The organism is Leyella stercorea (assembly GCF_021531655.1).
Map to the genome: position 1 here is coordinate 31,326 of NZ_JADYUF010000010.1, position 20,164 is coordinate 51,489.

Below are 20,164 nucleotides of genomic sequence, written 5' to 3' on the forward strand. Positions count from 1 at the left end.
ATTTATTTGTAGAGGTATCGCTTGATGCTCTTTTTGGCAGTTTTCTGGAATTCCTCTTTCTGTATTTCTATTGCCGCTATCTTGCAGAAAGGCGGCAGCTGGTTGTTGAGGGTCTTAAGGTTTTCGTCCATTATTCCCTTTATGTCGTCGTCGTCGAAATCCATTGCTTCCTTGTCTTCCAATTCCGGATGTACGAGAGCAACGAGTTTGGTGTCGCGCTGTATTATTATGCTTTCGCCGACGAGCGGCATATTATTGAGCTTGTCCTCGATTTCCTCCGGATAGACGTTCTGTCCGTTGGCTCCGAGGAGCATGTTCTTGATACGTCCTTTGATATATATGTGTCCGCTTGGTTCCATTGTGGCGAGATCTCCGGTGTGAAACCATCCGTCTTTGTCAATAACTGCGTTTGTGGCTTCCTCGTTTTTGTAGTAGCCGAGCATCACGTTCATGCCCTTGGCGATGAGTTCGCCAGGCACGTTGGCTGGATCCGGGCTTACAACCTTCGCCTCCATGTGGTCAACAACTGGTCCGCACGACGCTATTTTGTATTTGTCGTAGTTGGCAAAGGTGATGAGCGGTGCGGTCTCGGTGGTGCCGTAGCCGATGGTGACGGGCACTCCCACGCTGTTGAGGAATTCCTCGATGCCCTGATTGAGCGGTGCTCCACCTACGATTATTTCGAATGCGTTGCCTCCGAAGGCCTCCATTATGCGGTCGCGGATGTGCTGCTTTATCTTTTTATTGATAACGGGCATGTTCAAGAGTAGCTTCATGCGGTTGGTCTGCACCTCTGCCAGCACCTTGCGACGTATGATTTTCTCTATTACGAGTGGCACAGCCACGATGAGTCGGGGCTTCACCTCGGCAAATGCTTCGGCTATAAGCGACGGCGACGGCATTCGGTTGAGGAAGTACAGGTGGCATCCGTTGATGAATCCGAAGAGGAATTCTACTGCCAGTCCGTACATGTGTGCCATTGGCAGAATGCTTACGAGATTAGAACCGGGCTTTACGTTGGGTGCAAGACACTTCAACACGTAGTCGATATTGCCCCACAGTGCGCGGTAAGGCAGCATTACGCCCTTTGAGAATCCCGTAGTGCCGCTGGTGTAGTTGATCATAGCCAGTTCTTCGGGGCTTTGCTCCTTATAGTAACTGATGTGTTCCTTGCGGAAGTATTTCGGATATCGCTTGCCGAATATCTCGTTCAGGTGTTCGCGTGCAAACGTAAGTTGCTCGCTGCGTGATATGACGATGGAGAAGTCGGGCAGGTATACGATGCCTTCGAGAGCCGGCATCATGTCTGGGTTGACTTGTGTGCACACCACGTCGCCTACAAACAGGAGTTTCGACTCGCTGTGATTGACTATGTTGTGTATCTGTTCGGGTGTGAACTCGTTTTGCACCGGTACGGCAATAGCGCCGTATGTCAGTGTGGCGAGGAATGCCACAGCCCAGTGGCTGCTGTTGCGTCCGCACAGGGCTATCTTGTCGCCGCGCTTCACACCGCTGTTTTCGAACATGATGTGGAGTTTTTCGATTTTCCGTGCTACATCGTGGAATTGCAGTGTTGCGCCTTTGTAGTCGGTGAATGCGTCCTTATCCCAAAACTTTATTACGCTGTCCTCTATATATTGGTTAAAACTTGGTATTTGCTCCATTGCACAATCTTCAAAATTTTGTGCAAAGGTACGTCATTATTTGCACATTCCCAAAACTTTTGTGCTGTAATTGGTGTTTGATAGTAATAATTGTATTCAAAAACGCCTCCTTACCTTATTATATAGTAAGGAGGCGTATATTTTGTTTATTCGTATCGCATTGATTTTGCAGGATGTATGTGCGAGACAAGATAGCTGGGTGCTATGAGCACGAATAGTGCTATGAGCATGGTGGCTATATTGAGCGCTACGATGAGCGTCCAGTCCAGTTCTACCGGTACCACGTCGACATAGTAGGTCTGAGGGTCGAGTTTGGCAAATCCGGTGAGTTTCTGTAGCAGTATGAGAACCAGTGCCAGCGCGTCGCCGATGAGCAGTCCCTTGCCTATGATGAATGCTGCAAACCACAGGAACGTGTGCCTTACTGTAGAATTGCGTGCGCCCAATGCCTTGAGCACTCCAATCATCGTGGTGCGTTCGAGAATGATGATGAGCAGTCCGCTTATCATTGTCACCACAGCCACGGCAGTCATTATGGCGAGTATTATCCACACGTTGAGGTCGAGAAGGTCGAGCCATGAGAATATCTGCGGGCTCAGCTCGCGTATGGTTTTCGACGAGAACGTGTTGCCATACTGGTCTTGTGTGCGGTTGACACGATTGATGATGTCGTTGGCGGTGGTGCCGAGTTGCTTGAAGTCGTTCACGGTCAGTTCGGCACCTGTCACCATATCGTCTGTCCAAGCGTTCAGTTTGCGTGCCGTGTATAGGTCGCAGAAGCACGTGGTCTTGTCGTATTGAGCCAGATTGGTCTGATAGACGCCGCTGATTGTGAAGCGTCGGGTGCGCACTCCGCCCTCGCCTATGAAGTAGGCGAATATCCGGTCGCCCGCCTTGACGCGCAGTTTGCTTGCCATATCCTTCGATATGAGTATGCGGTTGGTGCTCTGCTGGTCGGAGAAGTGGGGGATGCTGCCCTCCACCATACTCTTGTGTATGAAGGTGGAGTCGAATTCTGGTCCCACGCCCTTGAACATCACGCCCAGGAAGTCGTTGTCGGTCTTCAGTATGCCTTGCTTCATGGCGAAGCGTTGCACGTGCTTCACGCCGTCAGTTCTTTTCAGTACGTTCATCATCGAGTCGCCTATGGCTATAGGCTGGTCGATGGCTGACGACTGCAGGGTGTAGAAGTTGGCCACTTGTATATGGCTTCCGAACCCTACTACTTTATCGCGTATGGTGTGCTTGAATCCCAGCACCACGCACACGCTTATTATCATCACCGCCAGTCCGATAGCCACGCCAGCCACGGCAATGCGTATTGCTGGTTTCGACACCTTCTGTTGGTCGCCTATATGGTCGGAGTATATGCGGCGGGCAATAAAAAGAGGAAAGTTCATTACTTTAGTGTTTAATTATTAATGATTAATGTTTAGTTGGTGTTTAAGTATAAATGTTTAATGTTTAATTAGCGTTTGTCTTATTCATTAAACCTTACTCATTAAACATCAAACATTAATAATTAAACACTAAACATTACTCATTAGCAACAACTCTTCCCGGATAAGCCTCCAGAGCCTTGCGCAGCACGATGAGTGCGCGTCCCAGATCCTCCTTCTTCAGCACGTAGGCTATGCGCACCTCGTCGCGTCCTACGCCGGGAGTGGTGTAGAATCCGGCTGCAGGAGCCATCATCACGGTCTCGCCTTCGTAGTCGAACTCCTCCAGACACCAGCGGCAGAACTTCTCGGAGTCGTCAACGGGCAGCTTTGCCACCGTGTAGAATGCGCCCATAGGTATCGGCGAGTAGACTCCAGGGATGCGGTTGAGTCCGTCGATGAGGCATTTGCGGCGCTCGACATACTCCTCGTACACGTCGCGGTAGTAGTCTTCGGGTGCGTCGAGCGAAGCCTCGGCTACAATCTGACCCAGCAGAGGAGGCGAGAGTCGTGCCTGGCACAGCTTCATTACGGCAGCGCGCACCTCAGCGTTCTTGGTTATGAGTGCGCCGATGCGAATGCCGCACTCCGAATAGCGCTTCGATACGGAGTCGATGAGTATGACGTTCTGCTCGATGCCCTCCAGATGGCATGCCGAGATGTAAGGCGAGCCGGTGTAGATATATTCGCGGTAGACCTCGTCGGAGAAGAGGTACAGGTCGTACTTCTTCACCAAGTCGCGTATCTGGTTCATCTCGCGTCGTGTGTACAGATAGCCTGTAGGGTTGTTGGGGTTGCAGATGAGTATGGCACGTGTGTGCTCGTTGATGAGTTCCTCAAACTTCTCCACCTTAGGCAGCGAGAATCCCTCCTCAATGGTAGTGGCTATGGTGCGTATCTTGGCACCAGCCGAGATGGCGAACGCCATATAGTTGGCGTAGGCAGGTTCGGGGATGATGATTTCGTCGCCCGGATTGAGGCACGACATGAATGCGAAGAGCACGGCTTCGGAGCCTCCCGACGTGATGATGATGTCGTCGGCGGTGACGTTGATGTTAAACCGCTTGTAGTATCCTGTGAGTTTCTGGCGATACGAGAGGTATCCTGCCGAAGGCGAATACTCCAGGACTTTGCGGTCGATGTGCTTCAGGGCATCAAGTCCAACTTGCGGTGTGGGCAGGTCGGGTTGGCCGATATTGAGGTGGTAGACTTTAACACCGCGCTCTTTGGCAGATGCAGCCAATGGGGCCAATTTGCGTATTGGCGATTCGGGCATTTCAAGTCCGCGTACTGAGATTTCTGGCATTTCTGTACTCTTATTTAATGATTAAGTTTTAAGCGCATTCTTATGCGCCTTGTTAAATGCAAAGTTACGATAAATTTCGATAAATAACAGCTTTTCCTTATTATCTTTTTGATAATTGTGTAATATTATCCAATAATGTAGGTTTATTGTATGTCATATTGTTAGTATTTGCAGGTCGATAAAACGGTATTATAACCGGTGCTTTTCAAAAGGACTCCTTTTGCCCTCCAAAAGGACTCGTTTTGCTCATCAAAAGGACTCCTTTTGCACCTCAAAAGGACTCGTTTTGCAAGCCAAAAGGACTCCTTTTGAAAATCCGATGGATTTGCTTCATCTGGCATTTGGGGTGACCATATTTGAAGTTCAAGTTTCATAGTGGATTGGCAATGCAAATAGTAGGAGGCTATGGCGTCCCCGCCGTAGCCTGAGCAGACTGCCGACACTTTCTTATTGTTGATTTTTCACATAGCTGCTTGCTCAGGTTATGGCGAGGACGCCATAACCTCCTACAGTCAGGTCTTCATTGAAAACAGTCGTAACACTCCATATTTCGGATGAATCTTAATTATAGAAATATGGCGAATGATTTCGTATGGTTTTGTCAATATATATAATATAATAAGGTGTAGAGCCTATACGAGCTTGCAGACTGAAAGATTTATACATCTTTTTATGTGAATTTAATAGAATAACGTATAAGTTATGTTATATTGTGTAATTAATTTTGTAATTTTGAACGTGTCAAACCTCTGATTCTATTATTTCAAATTATTAATGCGATTTATGTCAAGTTATTAATGATAGCCAATCAGATTATTGTTTGAAAACTCTTTGAATACGAACCATAAACGATTTCTTGCCTATGAACGACAAAGTATTGATGTGTATCGTGGCGTCTTTGTTGGCTGCACCGGTTGGTGTTTCGGCTAATAAAGTGGCAAACGATGAGCTCGCTGTGCAGAAAGCGCAACAGACGATTTACCAAATCAAGGGTATGGTGACTGATAGTAATGGCGACCCGTTGCCGGGCGTTACAGTGTCGGTGAAGTCGATTGACAGAATATGCCTTACCGACATCAACGGCAGATATGCGCTGCCCGTACCCAAAAACGGAGTGTACGAACTGGAATTCCGCATGATTGGTATGCGTATGGTGTCGTATCGTATCACCGTTCATGGCTCTACGCAGATGAAGACCATACAGCTCGACGACGACATCTCGGAACTTAACGAAGTTGTTGTGACCGGTTATGGCAACATCAAGAAGGGTGCCTACACGGGTTCGGCATCGGTAATGAGTGTCGAGAAGCAGAAAGACCTGCCCGTAATCTCGCTTGCGCAGATGATGGAAGGCAACCTCTCGGGCGTTGCCATCAGCACAGGCAACGGAACGCCGGGCGCCAATTCTACCATGCGCATACGCGGTATAGGTTCGCTCTCGGCTTCCAACGAGCCGCTTTATGTGCTCGACGGCGTGCCCATCATGTCGGGCAACTTCTCGTCGAACGGCATGAACTCGGGCGGCTTCGGCATACTCAGCACCCTCAATCCGTCGGACATAGAGAACGTGACAATCCTTAAGGATGCAGCTTCAGCCTCGCTCTACGGTGCACGTGGCGCCAACGGCGTTGTGCTCATCACCACCAAGAAGGCCGCGCAGGGCAAGACCACATACAATCTCAAGGCAAGCTTCGGCATAAGCGACATGGCTTATCGCTACCGCCCGACAATGGGAGGCGAGGAGCGACGCAACCTGGTGCTCGAGGGTTTTGTCAATGCCAATATCGATGCGGGTCAGACTGTGGAGTGGGCTGAGGAACATGCCGAGGAGATAATCGACAATTACGCCCCGCGTCCGGCTGGAGGCTATGCCGACTGGCAGAAGGCTCTGTTCAGAAAAGCGTTGCAGCAGAACTACGACTTCTCCGTAATGAGCGGCCGCGAGAACACACGTTTCGCCGCATCGGTCAACTATACCAATCAGGAGAGTGTGGCACGCAACTCGGGTTTTGAACGATACAGCGGCCATCTCAACGTCAACAACAAATACAAGAACTTCGACCTCGCTCTGAGCGGCATCTTCTCGCTCACCAAGGAGAAGCCGCTGCCCGGAGCACAGTACTACAGCAACCCTATGCATGCGCTCAAGTTTGCGCTCACGCCGTCGGTGCCCATATACAACGAGGACGGATCGTACAACAAAAGCGTCAAGGAACTCAACTACATGAACCTTGTTGAAGAGAACGAGATAAATACCCACCGCAGCCGAATAGCACGCACCTTCGCATCGGCTGAGGCTGGCTACACCATATTGAAGGGTTTGCGACTGTCTACAGTATTCAATGTGGACTATATCAACACCAACGAGTTCCGCTACTTCTCGCCCGAAAGTTCCGACGGCAGAAGCCCCAACGGACAGGGCGACTTCTATCGTGTGGAGAACCTTACCTACAACAGCAACACCCGACTCAACTACGCCGCCAAGTTCGGTGAGCACTCTGTCGACGTGCTTGCAGCCTACGAAATACACAGCTGGGACAAGGACTACGCCTTTGCCGAGGCAAAGAACTACGCCACCGACAAGAAGAATGTGCTCAACGTGGCATCTACGCCGGTAGAGATTGGCAACTACATTTCGGGCGACGCTATGCTCTCGTATGTGTTCCGTGCCAATTACGACTACAAGACACGCTACTATCTCTCGGCAAGTTTCCGTCGCGACGGTTCGTCACGTCTGCATCCCGACAACCGATGGGAGAACTTCTGGGCTATATCTGGCTCATGGCGCTTCTCGCATGAGAAGTTCCTCAAGTCGTGCGAGAACTGGCTCACCGACGGCAAGATACGACTCAGCTACGGCGTCAACGGCAATATCCCGTCGTCGCTCTATTCGTACAACGGAATGTATGACGTAACCTACAAGTACAACGACCTTCCGGCTATGGTGGAAAGCACGCTCAGCAACGACAAGCTCAGCTGGGAAAAGAACTACGCACTCAACGTTGGTCTCGACCTCACATTGTTCCGCCGGCTCAACATCACATTCGACTGGTATACCCGCGACACCCGCGACCTGCTCATGAGCAAGATGGTCGACCCGATAACAGGCTTCGGCTCTATCATGGACAACATCGGACGCATGCGCAATACGGGATTCGAGCTTGAGGTACGCTCTACCAATATCGACAACAAGGACTTCACATGGACCTCGACGTTCATGATGACGCACAACAAGAACAAGGTGCTCAAGCTCGCCGATGTGCCGCAATACTTCACCGGCAACTACTACGTCGTGAAGGAAGGCTACTCGCTCGGCACCATCTGTCTGCGCGAATATGCCGGCGTTGACCCCGAAAACGGTCTGCCTATGTACTATTCCAATGTCGAGAAGGACGGAGTGCGCTCGCGCGAAAAGGTGTACGACCCCAACGATGCGGTAATGGTGCCGCTGGAGAACATCTATCCCACCGTAAGCGGAAGCATCGGCAACACGTTCCGCTACAAGTATTTCGACCTTATGTTCAATCTAACCTATTCGCTCGGAGGCCACAGCTACGACGACGCAATGTGGGCACTTCAGGACGACGGCAAGTCCGCCACAGCGCCAAAGAGTATCGAGCTGCGCCGCCGCTGGCAGAAGCCGGGCGACCAGACCGACATTCCGCGCTATGTCTACGGACAGAACTACGGCGGATGGTGGCACTCGTCGCGTGGCATACACAGCACCGACCATCTGCGACTGAAGAGCCTCGTACTCGGAGTCAACGCTCCCGACTCGTGGATAAAGAAGCTCGGACTGAGCCGTGCACGCGTATACTTCTCGGGCAGCAACCTCCTTACATGGGCCAAGTACACACAGTACGACCCCGAACTCATGGGTACTGTGGGATTTGAAATCCCGCCTCTCAAGACATTCTCATTCGGTTTGGAAATTGGACTTTAAAAACGCAACACTATGAAGAAAAAAATATTTGCCGCATTGCTGGTGGCTCTGTTTATGTCATCATGCACAGGCGACTTCCTCGATAAGTCACCGTCTGACCAGGTAACAACCAAGGAGGCTATAACAACGTTGTCTGACGTGAAGAACGCCGTCAACGGATTGTACTCGCTCATGGCGTCGGTCTACTACTACGATTTGTCGATGTTCCTCTATGGCGACATCAAGGGCGACTGCATGCAGCCCACATCGTGGTCGGGAGGACGTCAGGGCTACTCCTTCTACTTCTTCGATCACACGGCTTCGGTGCCCAACAACGGCGGACTGTGGGGCCGTCCATACTACATCGTGCGCAACGCCTTCAACGTCATCAAGGCCATCGATGACGGCAAGGTGAACGCTACGCAAGCCGAACTTGCCAACTATCGTGGCGAGGCGCTTGCCGCAATAGCCCTCTGCTATTTCGACCTTACGCGACTGTATGGCTATCCTTATGCCAAGGACAACGGCGCTTCGCCCGGCGTGCCGTTGCTCGATCACGCCATAGGCTATGGCGAAACGTCGACTCGCAGCAGCGTGGCAGAGTGCTACGAATATATCATCAACAAGCTGAAGGAGGCGATTCCGCTGCTCTCAAATTCACGCAACGACGGACATCTCAATTCCTATGCAGCACGCGCATTGCTCGCCCGCACCTATCTGTATTGCGGAATGAACAAGGAAGCGTTCGGCACTGCCGACATGCTCATCAACGACTTGAAGTCGACGGGATTGTACTATCTTGTTGACAACGCCCACTATGCCGACATGTATGCATGGGGCAACAAGTTCGGAGCAGAGGCTTTGTTCCAGGTTTCTAACACTGCAACATCCAATCCAGGTCGCGACGGACTGTCGTATATGCTGCACTGGTGGGGATATGCAGCCGTTGTGCTGACCGACGATTTCGCACAGAAACTCAAGAGCGACCCTGCCGACGTGCGCAACCAGCTCGTTGCAACATATCAGGACGGTGGCGACCACCAGTACTATAATCTACTGCTGAAGTATCCGGGCGAGAACGGCTACAACTCTCCGTCGTTCGACAACAACTATACTGTAATACGTCTGTCGGAGGTGTACCTCATTGCTGCCGAGGCAGGACTGAAGGCAGGTGGCGAACTGCGCCAGCCGGCACTCGATTACCTCAACGATATAGTGCGAAGAGCCAATCCTGACGCTTCCGTAAGCGACGCTGAGTTCACGCTCGACCGTGTTCTCGACGAGCGCGCCAAGGAACTCGTTGGCGAGGGACATCGCTATTTCGACCTTCTGCGCAATGGCAAGAAGATAGTACGCCGAGGCGGTAAGCACCTGCCCAACGCTCCCGAAGAAATCGACTGGAACTACTATAAGTGCGTATTGCCTATAAGTCGTGATGAGTTTACGTTCAATCCTGACATGGAGCAGAACGAAGGTTACACTAAAGAATAAGTAAGGTTATGGAAAAGACAAGATTCAAGAGCTTGTGCTCGTACGTGTGGCTGGTGGTGATGCTGGCGTGTGTGGCGAGCTGTTCGGACGACGACGGGCTGCAACCGCAGCAAACCGACTTCGTGACGTATAAGATAAAGGGCTACGAAAATGCCAAGACTACAATCGATGCCGCTACGCATACCATTACCGTCAGGCTGTCCGACGACGTGACGGACGGCTCGGCGCTTGTGCCGGAGTTTACCGTCTCGGACGGTGCGCAGGCTTCTATCAACCGCGTCGTGCAGCAAAGCGGTGCCAATACGTTGAACTTCAACGACATGGTATTGTACACCGTGTCTAATGCCGACTATACGGTCAAGACACGTTGGCACGTTGTGGTGACCAACAACGACTACACAGCCCGGTATGGTATGGGCAATTTTCTGAGCTATTGGTGGTCGAACAACGGCACTTCCGACCAAGGCTATTATCTGCAACAGCAGCATACAGGACCTTATTCCGACGTGAATTGCGGTCCGGCATGCGCAACGATGGCGATGAAGTGGCGCAATCCGCAATTTACGGGCACCGTAGAGGACACTCGCAACAGTGCCGTGCATAGCGAAATAGACGGTGGCACGTGGTGGTATCCGCGCGATATTGTCAATTACTTGCAGCGTAATGGCGTTGACGCATACTACTGGAACTTCGATGGAGCTACCACTGAAGGCTTTATAAATAAGGTGCGCCAGCTCCTGGAGCAGAACAATCTGTGCATAGTATGCCTCAACAGCGCCAACCTCAGCGTTCAGACAGCCGTGTCGAAGGAGTATCACACACATAAATATTATAGTGACGGCTCGGGCCATTTCCTCCTTATCAAGGGCTATCGTGTAGTGAACGGCAAGACATGGTTTGAGATTCACGACCCGTGGGGACTCGACAAGAAGTATTCGGATGGCACCTACTGCGGAGCCAACCGCTACTATGCCGGCGAAGAAGTGGCAACATGTATCAAGTGGAACATTTGGACTGTCGTGGTGCCATACTCTTGATAAAGACAATCAGTGTAAAAAAATAGGAGGCTACGGCGTCCTCGTCGTAGCCTGAGCAATAAAACAGCGCAAACCAAATGAGGGAGTAACATCCTAACATTTGAAATGCCAACCAACTGCTCAGGCTACGACGAGGACGCCGTAGCCTCCTATTTTTTTACACTGATTGTCTTTATCAAGAGTATGGCACCACGACAGTCCAAATGTTCCACTTGATACATGTTGCCACTTCTTCGCCGGCATAGTAGCGGTTGGCTCCGCAGTAGGTGCCATCCGAATACTTCTTGTCGAGTCCCCACGGGTCGTGAATCTCAAACCATGTCTTGCCGTTCACTACACGATAGCCCTTGATAAGGAGGAAATGGCCCGAGCCGTCACTATAATATTTATGTGTGTGATACTCCTTCGACACGGCTGTCTGAACGCTGAGGTTGGCGCTGTTGAGGCATACTATGCACAGATTGTTCTGCTCCAGGAGCTGGCGCACCTTATTTATAAAGCCTTCAGTGGTAGCTCCATCGAAGTTCCAGTAGTATGCGTCAACGCCATTACGCTGCAAGTAATTGACAATATCGCGCGGATACCACCACGTGCCACCGTCTATTTCGCTATGCACGGCACTGTTGCGAGTGTCCTCTACGGTGCCCGTAAATTGCGGATTGCGCCACTTCATCGCCATCGTTGCGCATGCCGGACCGCAATTCACGTCGGAATAAGGTCCTGTATGCTGCTGTTGCAGATAATAGCCTTGGTCGGAAGTGCCGTTGTTCGACCACCAATAGCTCAGAAAATTGCCCATACCATACCGGGCTGTGTAGTCGTTGTTGGTCACCACAACGTGCCAACGTGTCTTGACCGTATAGTCGGCATTAGACACGGTGTACAATACCATGTCGTTGAAGTTCAACGTATTGGCACCGCTTTGCTGCACGACGCGGTTGATAGAAGCCTGCGCACCGTCCGAGACGGTAAACTCCGGCACAAGCGCCGAGCCGTCCGTCACGTCGTCGGACAGCCTGACGGTAATGGTATGCGTAGCGGCATCGATTGTAGTCTTGGCATTTTCGTAGCCCTTTATCTTATACGTCACGAAGTCGGTTTGCTGCGGTTGCAGCCCGTCGTCGTCCGAACAGCTCGCCACACACGCCAGCATCACCACCAGCCACACGTACGAGCACAAGCTCTTGAATCTTGTCTTTTCCATAACCTTACTTATTCTTTAGTGTAACCTTCGTTCTGCTCCATGTCAGGATTGAACGTAAACTCATCACGACTTATAGGCAATACGCACTTATAGTAGTTCCAGTCGATTTCTTCGGGAGCGTTGGGCAGGTGCTTACCGCCTCGGCGTACTATCTTCTTGCCATTGCGCAGAAGGTCGAAATAGCGATGTCCCTCGCCAACGAGTTCCTTGGCGCGCTCGTCGAGAACACGGTCGAGCGTGAACTCAGCGTCGCTTACGGAAGCGTCAGGATTGGCTCTTCGCACTATATCGTTGAGGTAATCGAGTGCCGGCTGGCGCAGTTCGCCACCTGCCTTCAGTCCTGCCTCGGCAGCAATGAGGTACACCTCCGACAGACGTATTACAGTATAGTTGTTGTCGAACGACGGAGAGTTGTAGCCGTTCTCGCCCGGATACTTCAGCAGTAGATTATAGTACTGGTGGTCGCCACCGTCCTGATATGTTGCAACGAGCTGGTTGCGCACGTCGGCAGGGTCGCTCTTGAGTTTCTGTGCGAAATCGTCGGTCAGCACAACGGCTGCATATCCCCACCAGTGCAGCATATACGACAGTCCGTCGCGACCTGGATTGGATGTTGCAGTGTTAGAAACCTGGAACAAAGCCTCTGCTCCGAACTTGTTGCCCCATGCATACATGTCGGCATAGTGGGCGTTGTCAACAAGATAGTACAATCCCGTCGACTTCAAGTCGTTGATGAGCATGTCGGCAGTGCCGAACGCTTCCTTGTTCATTCCGCAATACAGATAGGTGCGGGCGAGCAATGCGCGTGCTGCATAGGAATTGAGATGTCCGTCGTTGCGTGAATTTGAGAGCAGCGGAATCGCCTCCTTCAGCTTGTTGATGATATATTCGTAGCACTCTGCCACGCTGCTGCGAGTCGACGTTTCGCCATAGCCTATGGCGTGATCGAGCAACGGCACGCCGGGCGAAGCGCCGTTGTCCTTGGCATAAGGATAGCCATACAGTCGCGTAAGGTCGAAATAGCAGAGGGCTATTGCGGCAAGCGCCTCGCCACGATAGTTGGCAAGTTCGGCTTGCGTAGCGTTCACCTTGCCGTCATCGATGGCCTTGATGACGTTGAAGGCGTTGCGCACGATGTAGTATGGACGGCCCCACAGTCCGCCGTTGTTGGGCACCGAAGCCGTGTGATCGAAGAAGTAGAAGGAGTAGCCCTGACGTCCTCCCGACCACGATGTGGGCTGCATGCAGTCGCCCTTGATGTCGCCATAGAGGAACATCGACAAATCGTAGTAGTAGACCGACGCCATGAGCGAGTACAATCCGTTGACGGCGTTCTTCACGTCAGACAACGTTGTTATAGCCTCCTTGGTTGTTACCTGGTCAGACGGTGACTTATCGAGGAAGTCGCCTGTGCATGATGACATAAACAGAGCCACCAGCAATGCGGCAAATATTTTTTTCTTCATAGTGTTGCGTTTTTAAAGTCCAATTTCCAAACCGAATGAGAATGTCTTGAGAGGCGGGATTTCAAATCCCACAGTACCCATGAGTTCGGGGTCGTACTGTGTGTACTTGGCCCATGTAAGGAGGTTGCTGCCCGAGAAGTATACGCGTGCACGGCTCAGTCCGAGCTTCTTTATCCACGAGTCGGGAGCGTTGACTCCGAGTACGAGGCTCTTCAGTCGCAGATGGTCGGTGCTGTGTATGCCACGCGACGAGTGCCACCATCCGCCGTAGTTCTGTCCGTAGACATAGCGCGGAATGTCGGTCTGGTCGCCCGGCTTCTGCCAGCGGCGGCGCAGCTCGATACTCTTTGGCGCTGTGGCGGACTTGCCGTCGTCCTGAAGTGCCCACATTGCGTCGTCGTAGCTGTGGCCTCCGAGCGAATAGGTTAGATTGAACATAAGGTCGAAATACTTGTAGCGGAACGTGTTGCCGATGCTTCCGCTTACGGTGGGATAGATGTTCTCCAGCGGCACCATTACCGCATCGTTGGGGTCGTACACCTTTTCGCGCGAGCGCACTCCGTCCTTCTCGACATTGGAATAGTACATAGGCAGACCGTTTTCGGGGTCAACGCCGGCATATTCGCGCAGACAGATGGTGCCGAGCGAGTAGCCTTCCTTCACGACGTAGTAGTTGCCGGTGAAGTATTGCGGCACATCGGCGAGCTTGAGCACCTTGTTCTTGTTGTGCGTCATCATGAACGTCGAGGTCCATGTGAAGTCCTTGTTGTCGATATTGGTAGAGCGTACCTCAAGCTCGAATCCCGTATTGCGCATGCGTCCGATGTTGTCCATGATAGAGCCGAAGCCTGTTATCGGGTCGACCATCTTGCTCATGAGCAGGTCGCGGGTGTCGCGGGTATACCAGTCGAATGTGATGTTGAGCCGGCGGAACAATGTGAGGTCGAGACCAACGTTGAGTGCGTAGTTCTTTTCCCAGCTGAGCTTGTCGTTGCTGAGCGTGCTTTCCACCATAGCCGGAAGGTCGTTGTACTTGTAGGTTACGTCATACATTCCGTTGTACGAATAGAGCGACGACGGGATATTGCCGTTGACGCCGTAGCTGAGTCGTATCTTGCCGTCGGTGAGCCAGTTCTCGCACGACTTGAGGAACTTCTCATGCGAGAAGCGCCATGAGCCAGATATAGCCCAGAAGTTCTCCCATCGGTTGTCGGGATGCAGACGTGACGAACCGTCGCGACGGAAACTTGCCGAGAGATAGTAGCGTGTCTTGTAGTCGTAATTGGCACGGAACACATACGAGAGCATAGCGTCGCCCGAAATGTAGTTGCCAATCTCTACCGGCGTAGATGCCACGTTGAGCACATTCTTCTTGTCGGTGGCGTAGTTCTTTGCCTCGGCAAAGGCGTAGTCCTTGTCCCAGCTGTGTATTTCGTAGGCTGCAAGCACGTCGACAGAGTGCTCACCGAACTTGGCGGCGTAGTTGAGTCGGGTGTTGCTGTTGTAGGTAAGGTTCTCCACACGATAGAAGTCGCCCTGTCCGTTGGGGCTTCTGCCGTCGGAACTTTCGGGCGAGAAGTAGCGGAACTCGTTGGTGTTGATATAGTCCACATTGAATACTGTAGACAGTCGCAAACCCTTCAATATGGTGTAGCCAGCCTCAGCCGATGCGAAGGTGCGTGCTATTCGGCTGCGGTGGGTATTTATCTCGTTCTCTTCAACAAGGTTCATGTAGTTGAGTTCCTTGACGCTTTTGTTGTACGATCCGTCCTCGTTGTATATGGGCACCGACGGCGTGAGCGCAAACTTGAGCGCATGCATAGGGTTGCTGTAGTACTGTGCTCCGGGCAGCGGCTTCTCCTTGGTGAGCGAGAAGATGCCGCTCAGAGCGAGGTCGAAGTTCTTGTATTTGTTGTTGACGTTGAGATGGCCGCTGTATCGTTCAAAACCCGAGTTGCGTGCCACACTCTCCTGATTGGTATAGTTGACCGATGCGGCGAAACGTGTGTTCTCGCGGCCGCTCATTACGGAGAAGTCGTAGTTCTGCTGCAACGCTTTTCTGAACAGAGCCTTCTGCCAGTCGGCATAGCCTCCAGCCGGACGCGGGGCGTAATTGTCGATTATCTCCTCGGCATGTTCCTCAGCCCACTCCACAGTCTGACCCGCATCGATATTGGCATTGACAAAACCCTCGAGCACCAGGTTGCGTCGCTCCTCGCCTCCCATTGTCGGGCGGTAGCGATAAGCCATGTCGCTTATGCCGAAGCTTGCCTTGAGATTGTATGTGGTCTTGCCCTGCGCGGCCTTCTTGGTGGTGATGAGCACAACGCCGTTGGCGCCACGTGCACCGTAGAGCGAGGCTGAAGCTGCATCCTTAAGGATTGTCACGTTCTCTATGTCCGACGGATTGAGGGTGCTGAGTATGCCGAAGCCGCCCGAGTTCATGCCGTTCGACGAGAAGTTGCCCGACATGATGGGCACGCCGTCGAGCACATAAAGCGGCTCGTTGGAAGCCGAGAGCGAACCTATACCGCGTATGCGCATGGTAGAATTGGCGCCCGGCGTTCCGTTGCCTGTGCTGATGGCAACGCCCGAGAGGTTGCCTTCCATCATCTGCGCAAGCGAGATTACGGGCAGGTCTTTCTGCTTCTCGACACTCATTACCGATGCCGAACCCGTGTAGGCACCCTTCTTGATGTTGCCATAACCGGTCACAACAACTTCGTTAAGTTCCGAGATGTCGTCGTCGAGCTGTATGGTCTTCATCTGCGTAGAGCCATGAACGGTGATACGATACGACACCATACGCATACCAATCATGCGGAATTCCAGTTCGTACACTCCGTTTTTGGGTACGGGCAGCGCATATCTGCCGTTGATGTCGGTAAGGCATATTCTGTCAATCGACTTCACCGACACTGTAACGCCCGGCAACGGGTCGCCATTACTATCAGTCACCATACCCTTGATTTGGTAAATCGTCTGTTGCGCTTTCTGCACAGCGAGCTCATCGTTTGCCACTTTATTAGCCGAAACACCAACCGGTGCAGCCAACAAAGACGCCACGATACACATCAATACTTTGTCGTTCATAGGCAAGAAATCGTTTATGGTTCGTATTCAAAGAGTTTTCAAACAATAATCTGATTGGCTATCATTAATAACTTGACATAAATCGCATTAATAATTTGAAATAATAGAATCAGAGGTTTGACACGTTCAAAATTACAAAATTAATTACACAATATAACATAACTTATACGTTATTCTATTAAATTCACATAAAAAGATGTATAAATCTTTCAGTCTGCAAGCTCGTATAGGCTCTACACCTTATTATATTATATATATTGACAAAACCATACGAAATCATTCGCCATATTTCTATAATTAAGATTCATCCGAAATATGGAGTGTTACGACTGTTTTCAATGAAGACCTGACTGTAGGAGGTTATGGCGTCCTCGCCATAACCTGAGCAAGCAGCTATGTGAAAAATCAACAATAAGAAAGTGTCGGCAGTCTGCTCAGGCTACGGCGGGGACGCCATAGCCTCCTACTATTTGCATTGCCAATCCACTATGAAACTTGAACTTCAAATATGGTCACCCCAAATGCCAGATGAAGCAAATCCATCGGATTTTCAAAAGGAGTCCTTTTGGCTTGCAAAACGAGTCCTTTTGAGGTGCAAAAGGAGTCCTTTTGATGAGCAAAACGAGTCCTTTTGGAGGGCAAAAGGAGTCCTTTTGAAAAGCACCGGTTATAATACCGTTTTATCGACCTGCAAATACTAACAATATGACATACAATAAACCTACATTATTGGATAATATTACACAATTATCAAAAAGATAATAAGGAAAAGCTGTTATTTATCGAAATTTATCGTAACTTTGCATTTAACAAGGCGCATAAGAATGCGCTTAAAACTTAATCATTAAATAAGAGTACAGAAATGCCAGAAATCTCAGTACGCGGACTTGAAATGCCCGAATCGCCAATACGCAAATTGGCCCCATTGGCTGCATCTGCCAAAGAGCGCGGTGTTAAAGTCTACCACCTCAATATCGGCCAACCCGACCTGCCCACACCGCAAGTTGGACTTGATGCCCTGAAGCACATCGACCGCAAAGTCCTGGAGTATTCGCCTTCGGCAGGATACCTCTCGTATCGCCAGAAACTCACAGGATACTACAAGCGGTTTAACATCAACGTCACCGCCGACGACATCATCATCACGTCGGGAGGCTCCGAAGCCGTGCTCTTCGCATTCATGTCGTGCCTCAATCCGGGCGACGAAATCATCATCCCCGAACCTGCCTACGCCAACTATATGGCGTTCGCCATCTCGGCTGGTGCCAAGATACGCACCATAGCCACTACCATTGAGGAGGGATTCTCGCTGCCTAAGGTGGAGAAGTTTGAGGAACTCATCAACGAGCACACACGTGCCATACTCATCTGCAACCCCAACAACCCTACAGGCTATCTGTACACACGACGCGAGATGAACCAGATACGCGACTTGGTGAAGAAGTACGACCTGTACCTCTTCTCCGACGAGGTCTACCGCGAATATATCTACACCGGCTCGCCTTACATCTCGGCATGCCATCTGGAGGGCATCGAGCAGAACGTCATACTCATCGACTCCGTATCGAAGCGCTATTCGGAGTGCGGCATTCGCATCGGCGCACTCATAACCAAGAACGCTGAGGTGCGCGCTGCCGTAATGAAGCTGTGCCAGGCACGACTCTCGCCTCCTCTGCTGGGTCAGATTGTAGCCGAGGCTTCGCTCGACGCACCCGAAGACTACTACCGCGACGTGTACGAGGAGTATGTCGAGCGCCGCAAATGCCTCATCGACGGACTCAACCGCATCCCTGGAGTCTACTCGCCGATACCTATGGGCGCATTCTACACGGTGGCAAAGCTGCCCGTTGACGACTCCGAGAAGTTCTGCCGCTGGTGTCTGGAGGAGTTCGACTACGAAGGCGAGACCGTGATGATGGCTCCTGCAGCCGGATTCTACACCACTCCCGGCGTAGGACGCGACGAGGTGCGCATAGCCTACGTGCTGAAGAAGGAGGATCTGGGACGCGCACTCATCGTGCTGCGCAAGGCTCTGGAGGCTTATCCGGGAAGAGTTGTTGCTAATGAGTAATGTTTAGTGTTTAATTATTAATGTTTGATGTTTAATGAGTAAGGTTTAATGAATAAGACAAACGCTAATTAAACATTAAACATTTATACTTAAACACCAACTAAACATTAATCATTAATAATTAAACACTAAAGTAATGAACTTTCCTCTTTTTATTGCCCGCCGCATATACTCCGACCATATAGGCGACCAACAGAAGGTGTCGAAACCAGCAATACGCATTGCCGTGGCTGGCGTGGCTATCGGACTGGCGGTGATGATAATAAGCGTGTGCGTGGTGCTGGGATTCAAGCACACCATACGCGATAAAGTAGTAGGGTTCGGAAGCCATATACAAGTGGCCAACTTCTACACCCTGCAGTCGTCAGCCATCGACCAGCCTATAGCCATAGGCGACTCGATGATGAACGTACTGAAAAGAACTGACGGCGTGAAGCACGTGCAACGCTTCGCCATGAAGCAAGGCATACTGAAGACCGACAACGACTTCCTGGGCGTGATGTTCAAGGGCGTGGGACCAGAATTCGACTCCACCTTCATACACAAGAGTATGGTGGAGGGCAGCATCCCCCACTTCTCCGACCAGCAGAGCACCAACCGCATACTCATATCGAAGGATATGGCAAGCAAACTGCGCGTCAAGGCGGGCGACCGGATATTCGCCTACTTCATAGGCGAGGGCGGAGTGCGCACCCGACGCTTCACAATCAGCGGCGTCTATCAGACCAATCTGGCTCAATACGACAAGACCACGTGCTTCTGCGACCTATACACGGCACGCAAACTGAACGCTTGGACAGACGATATGGTGACAGGTGCCGAACTGACCGTGAACGACTTCAAGCAACTCGGCACCACCGCCAACGACATCATCAATCGTGTCAACCGCACACAAGACCAGTATGGCAACACGTTCTCGTCGAAAACCATACGCGAGCTGAGCCCGCAGATATTCTCATGGCTCGACCTTCTCGACCTCAACGTGTGGATAATACTCGCCATAATGACTGCCGTGGCTGTGGTGACAATGATAAGCGGACTGCTCATCATCATTCTCGAACGCACCACGATGATTGGAGTGCTCAAGGCATTGGGCGCACGCAATTCTACAGTAAGGCACACGTTCCTGTGGTTTGCAGCATTCATCATAGGCAAGGGACTGCTCATCGGCGACGCGCTGGCACTGGTTCTCATACTGCTACAGAAACTCACCGGATTTGCCAAACTCGACCCTCAGACCTACTATGTCGACGTGGTACCGGTAGAACTGGACTGGACGCTCATCGTAGCGCTCAATATAGCCACCATGCTCATAGCACTATTCGTGCTCATAGCACCCAGCTATCTTGTCTCGCACATACATCCTGCAAAATCAATGCGATACGAATAAACAAAATATACGCCTCCTTACTATATAATAAGGTAAGGAGGCGTTTTTGAATACAATTATTACTATCAAACACCAATTACA

Annotated in this window: 11 protein-coding genes; 5 read left to right on the top strand and 6 right to left on the bottom strand. The window is 51.2% G+C overall.

From position 1 onward, the window contains the following. Positions 1-2: 2 nt before the first annotated feature. The 3 genes from I6E49_RS04435 to I6E49_RS04445 form a co-directional block, all read right to left on the bottom strand. The gene (locus tag I6E49_RS04435) at positions 3-1,664 is read right to left on the bottom strand and encodes an AMP-binding protein (protein ID WP_235400689.1); all 1,662 of its coding nucleotides are present in this window, start codon (positions 1,662-1,664) and stop codon (positions 3-5) included. 146 nt (positions 1,665-1,810) lie between these two features. Next, positions 1,811-3,064 (bottom strand): ABC transporter permease, encoded by a 1,254-nt coding sequence (locus I6E49_RS04440; RefSeq protein ID WP_235400691.1) that lies wholly within the window; start codon positions 3,062-3,064, stop codon positions 1,811-1,813. Positions 3,065-3,200: 136 nt separating this feature from the next. Then, complete coding sequence (locus I6E49_RS04445) at positions 3,201-4,409, bottom strand: pyridoxal phosphate-dependent aminotransferase (protein ID WP_235400693.1); 1,209 nt, start codon at positions 4,407-4,409, stop codon at positions 3,201-3,203. Positions 4,410-5,271: 862 nt separating this feature from the next. Between I6E49_RS04445 and I6E49_RS04450 the strand changes: the two genes are divergently transcribed. The 3 genes from I6E49_RS04450 to I6E49_RS04460 are packed head-to-tail and all read left to right on the top strand — an operon-like array spanning position 5,272 to position 10,859. Then, positions 5,272-8,352, top strand: a complete 3,081-nt coding sequence (locus I6E49_RS04450; protein WP_235400695.1) for a SusC/RagA family TonB-linked outer membrane protein — start codon at positions 5,272-5,274, stop codon at positions 8,350-8,352. Between the two features lie 12 nt (positions 8,353-8,364). Further along, positions 8,365-9,822 carry a RagB/SusD family nutrient uptake outer membrane protein gene (locus I6E49_RS04455; protein WP_235400697.1) on the top strand — a complete coding sequence of 486 codons (1,458 nt, stop codon included), beginning with the start codon at positions 8,365-8,367 and terminating at the stop codon, positions 9,820-9,822. An 8-nt stretch (positions 9,823-9,830) separates the two neighbouring features. Then, complete coding sequence (locus I6E49_RS04460) at positions 9,831-10,859, top strand: C39 family peptidase (protein WP_235400699.1); 1,029 nt, start codon at positions 9,831-9,833, stop codon at positions 10,857-10,859. 175 nt (positions 10,860-11,034) lie between these two features. Here the strand turns inward: I6E49_RS04460 and I6E49_RS04465 are convergent, their stop codons facing one another. The 3 genes from I6E49_RS04465 to I6E49_RS04475 are packed head-to-tail and all read right to left on the bottom strand — an operon-like array spanning position 11,035 to position 16,622. Continuing rightward, on the bottom strand, positions 11,035-12,063 hold the full coding sequence (locus I6E49_RS04465; RefSeq protein ID WP_235400699.1) for a C39 family peptidase: 1,029 nt from the start codon (positions 12,061-12,063) through the stop codon (positions 11,035-11,037). Positions 12,064-12,071: 8 nt separating this feature from the next. Next, complete coding sequence (locus I6E49_RS04470) at positions 12,072-13,529, bottom strand: RagB/SusD family nutrient uptake outer membrane protein (protein WP_235400697.1); 1,458 nt, start codon at positions 13,527-13,529, stop codon at positions 12,072-12,074. Positions 13,530-13,541: 12 nt separating this feature from the next. Next, positions 13,542-16,622, bottom strand: a complete 3,081-nt coding sequence (locus I6E49_RS04475) for a SusC/RagA family TonB-linked outer membrane protein (protein ID WP_235400695.1) — start codon at positions 16,620-16,622, stop codon at positions 13,542-13,544. A gap of 862 nt (positions 16,623-17,484) precedes the next feature. Here I6E49_RS04475 and I6E49_RS04480 point away from each other — a divergent pair. Both I6E49_RS04480 and I6E49_RS04485 read left to right on the top strand, forming a co-directional pair. After that, entirely contained in the window at positions 17,485-18,693 is a 1,209-nt protein-coding gene (locus I6E49_RS04480; RefSeq protein WP_235400693.1) for a pyridoxal phosphate-dependent aminotransferase, read from the top strand. A gap of 136 nt (positions 18,694-18,829) precedes the next feature. Next, complete coding sequence (locus tag I6E49_RS04485; protein ID WP_235400691.1) at positions 18,830-20,083, top strand: ABC transporter permease; 1,254 nt, start codon at positions 18,830-18,832, stop codon at positions 20,081-20,083. Positions 20,084-20,164: the final 81 nt, after the last annotated feature.

Bases quoted from the DNA above. Each gene is read 5' to 3' on its own strand.
- I6E49_RS04440 (WP_235400691.1), bottom strand. From the start codon at position 3,064: ATGAACTTTCCTCTTTTTATTGCCCGCCGCATATACTCCGACCATATA.
- I6E49_RS04485 (WP_235400691.1), top strand. From the start codon at position 18,830: ATGAACTTTCCTCTTTTTATTGCCCGCCGCATATACTCCGACCATATA.
- I6E49_RS04470 (WP_235400697.1), bottom strand. From the start codon at position 13,529: ATGAAGAAAAAAATATTTGCCGCATTGCTGGTGGCTCTGTTTATGTCA.
- I6E49_RS04480 (WP_235400693.1), top strand. From the start codon at position 17,485: ATGCCAGAAATCTCAGTACGCGGACTTGAAATGCCCGAATCGCCAATA.
- I6E49_RS04475 (WP_235400695.1), bottom strand. From the start codon at position 16,622: ATGAACGACAAAGTATTGATGTGTATCGTGGCGTCTTTGTTGGCTGCA.
- I6E49_RS04455 (WP_235400697.1), top strand. From the start codon at position 8,365: ATGAAGAAAAAAATATTTGCCGCATTGCTGGTGGCTCTGTTTATGTCA.
- I6E49_RS04465 (WP_235400699.1), bottom strand. From the start codon at position 12,063: ATGGAAAAGACAAGATTCAAGAGCTTGTGCTCGTACGTGTGGCTGGTG.
- I6E49_RS04445 (WP_235400693.1), bottom strand. From the start codon at position 4,409: ATGCCAGAAATCTCAGTACGCGGACTTGAAATGCCCGAATCGCCAATA.
- I6E49_RS04460 (WP_235400699.1), top strand. From the start codon at position 9,831: ATGGAAAAGACAAGATTCAAGAGCTTGTGCTCGTACGTGTGGCTGGTG.
- I6E49_RS04435 (WP_235400689.1), bottom strand. From the start codon at position 1,664: ATGGAGCAAATACCAAGTTTTAACCAATATATAGAGGACAGCGTAATA.
- I6E49_RS04450 (WP_235400695.1), top strand. From the start codon at position 5,272: ATGAACGACAAAGTATTGATGTGTATCGTGGCGTCTTTGTTGGCTGCA.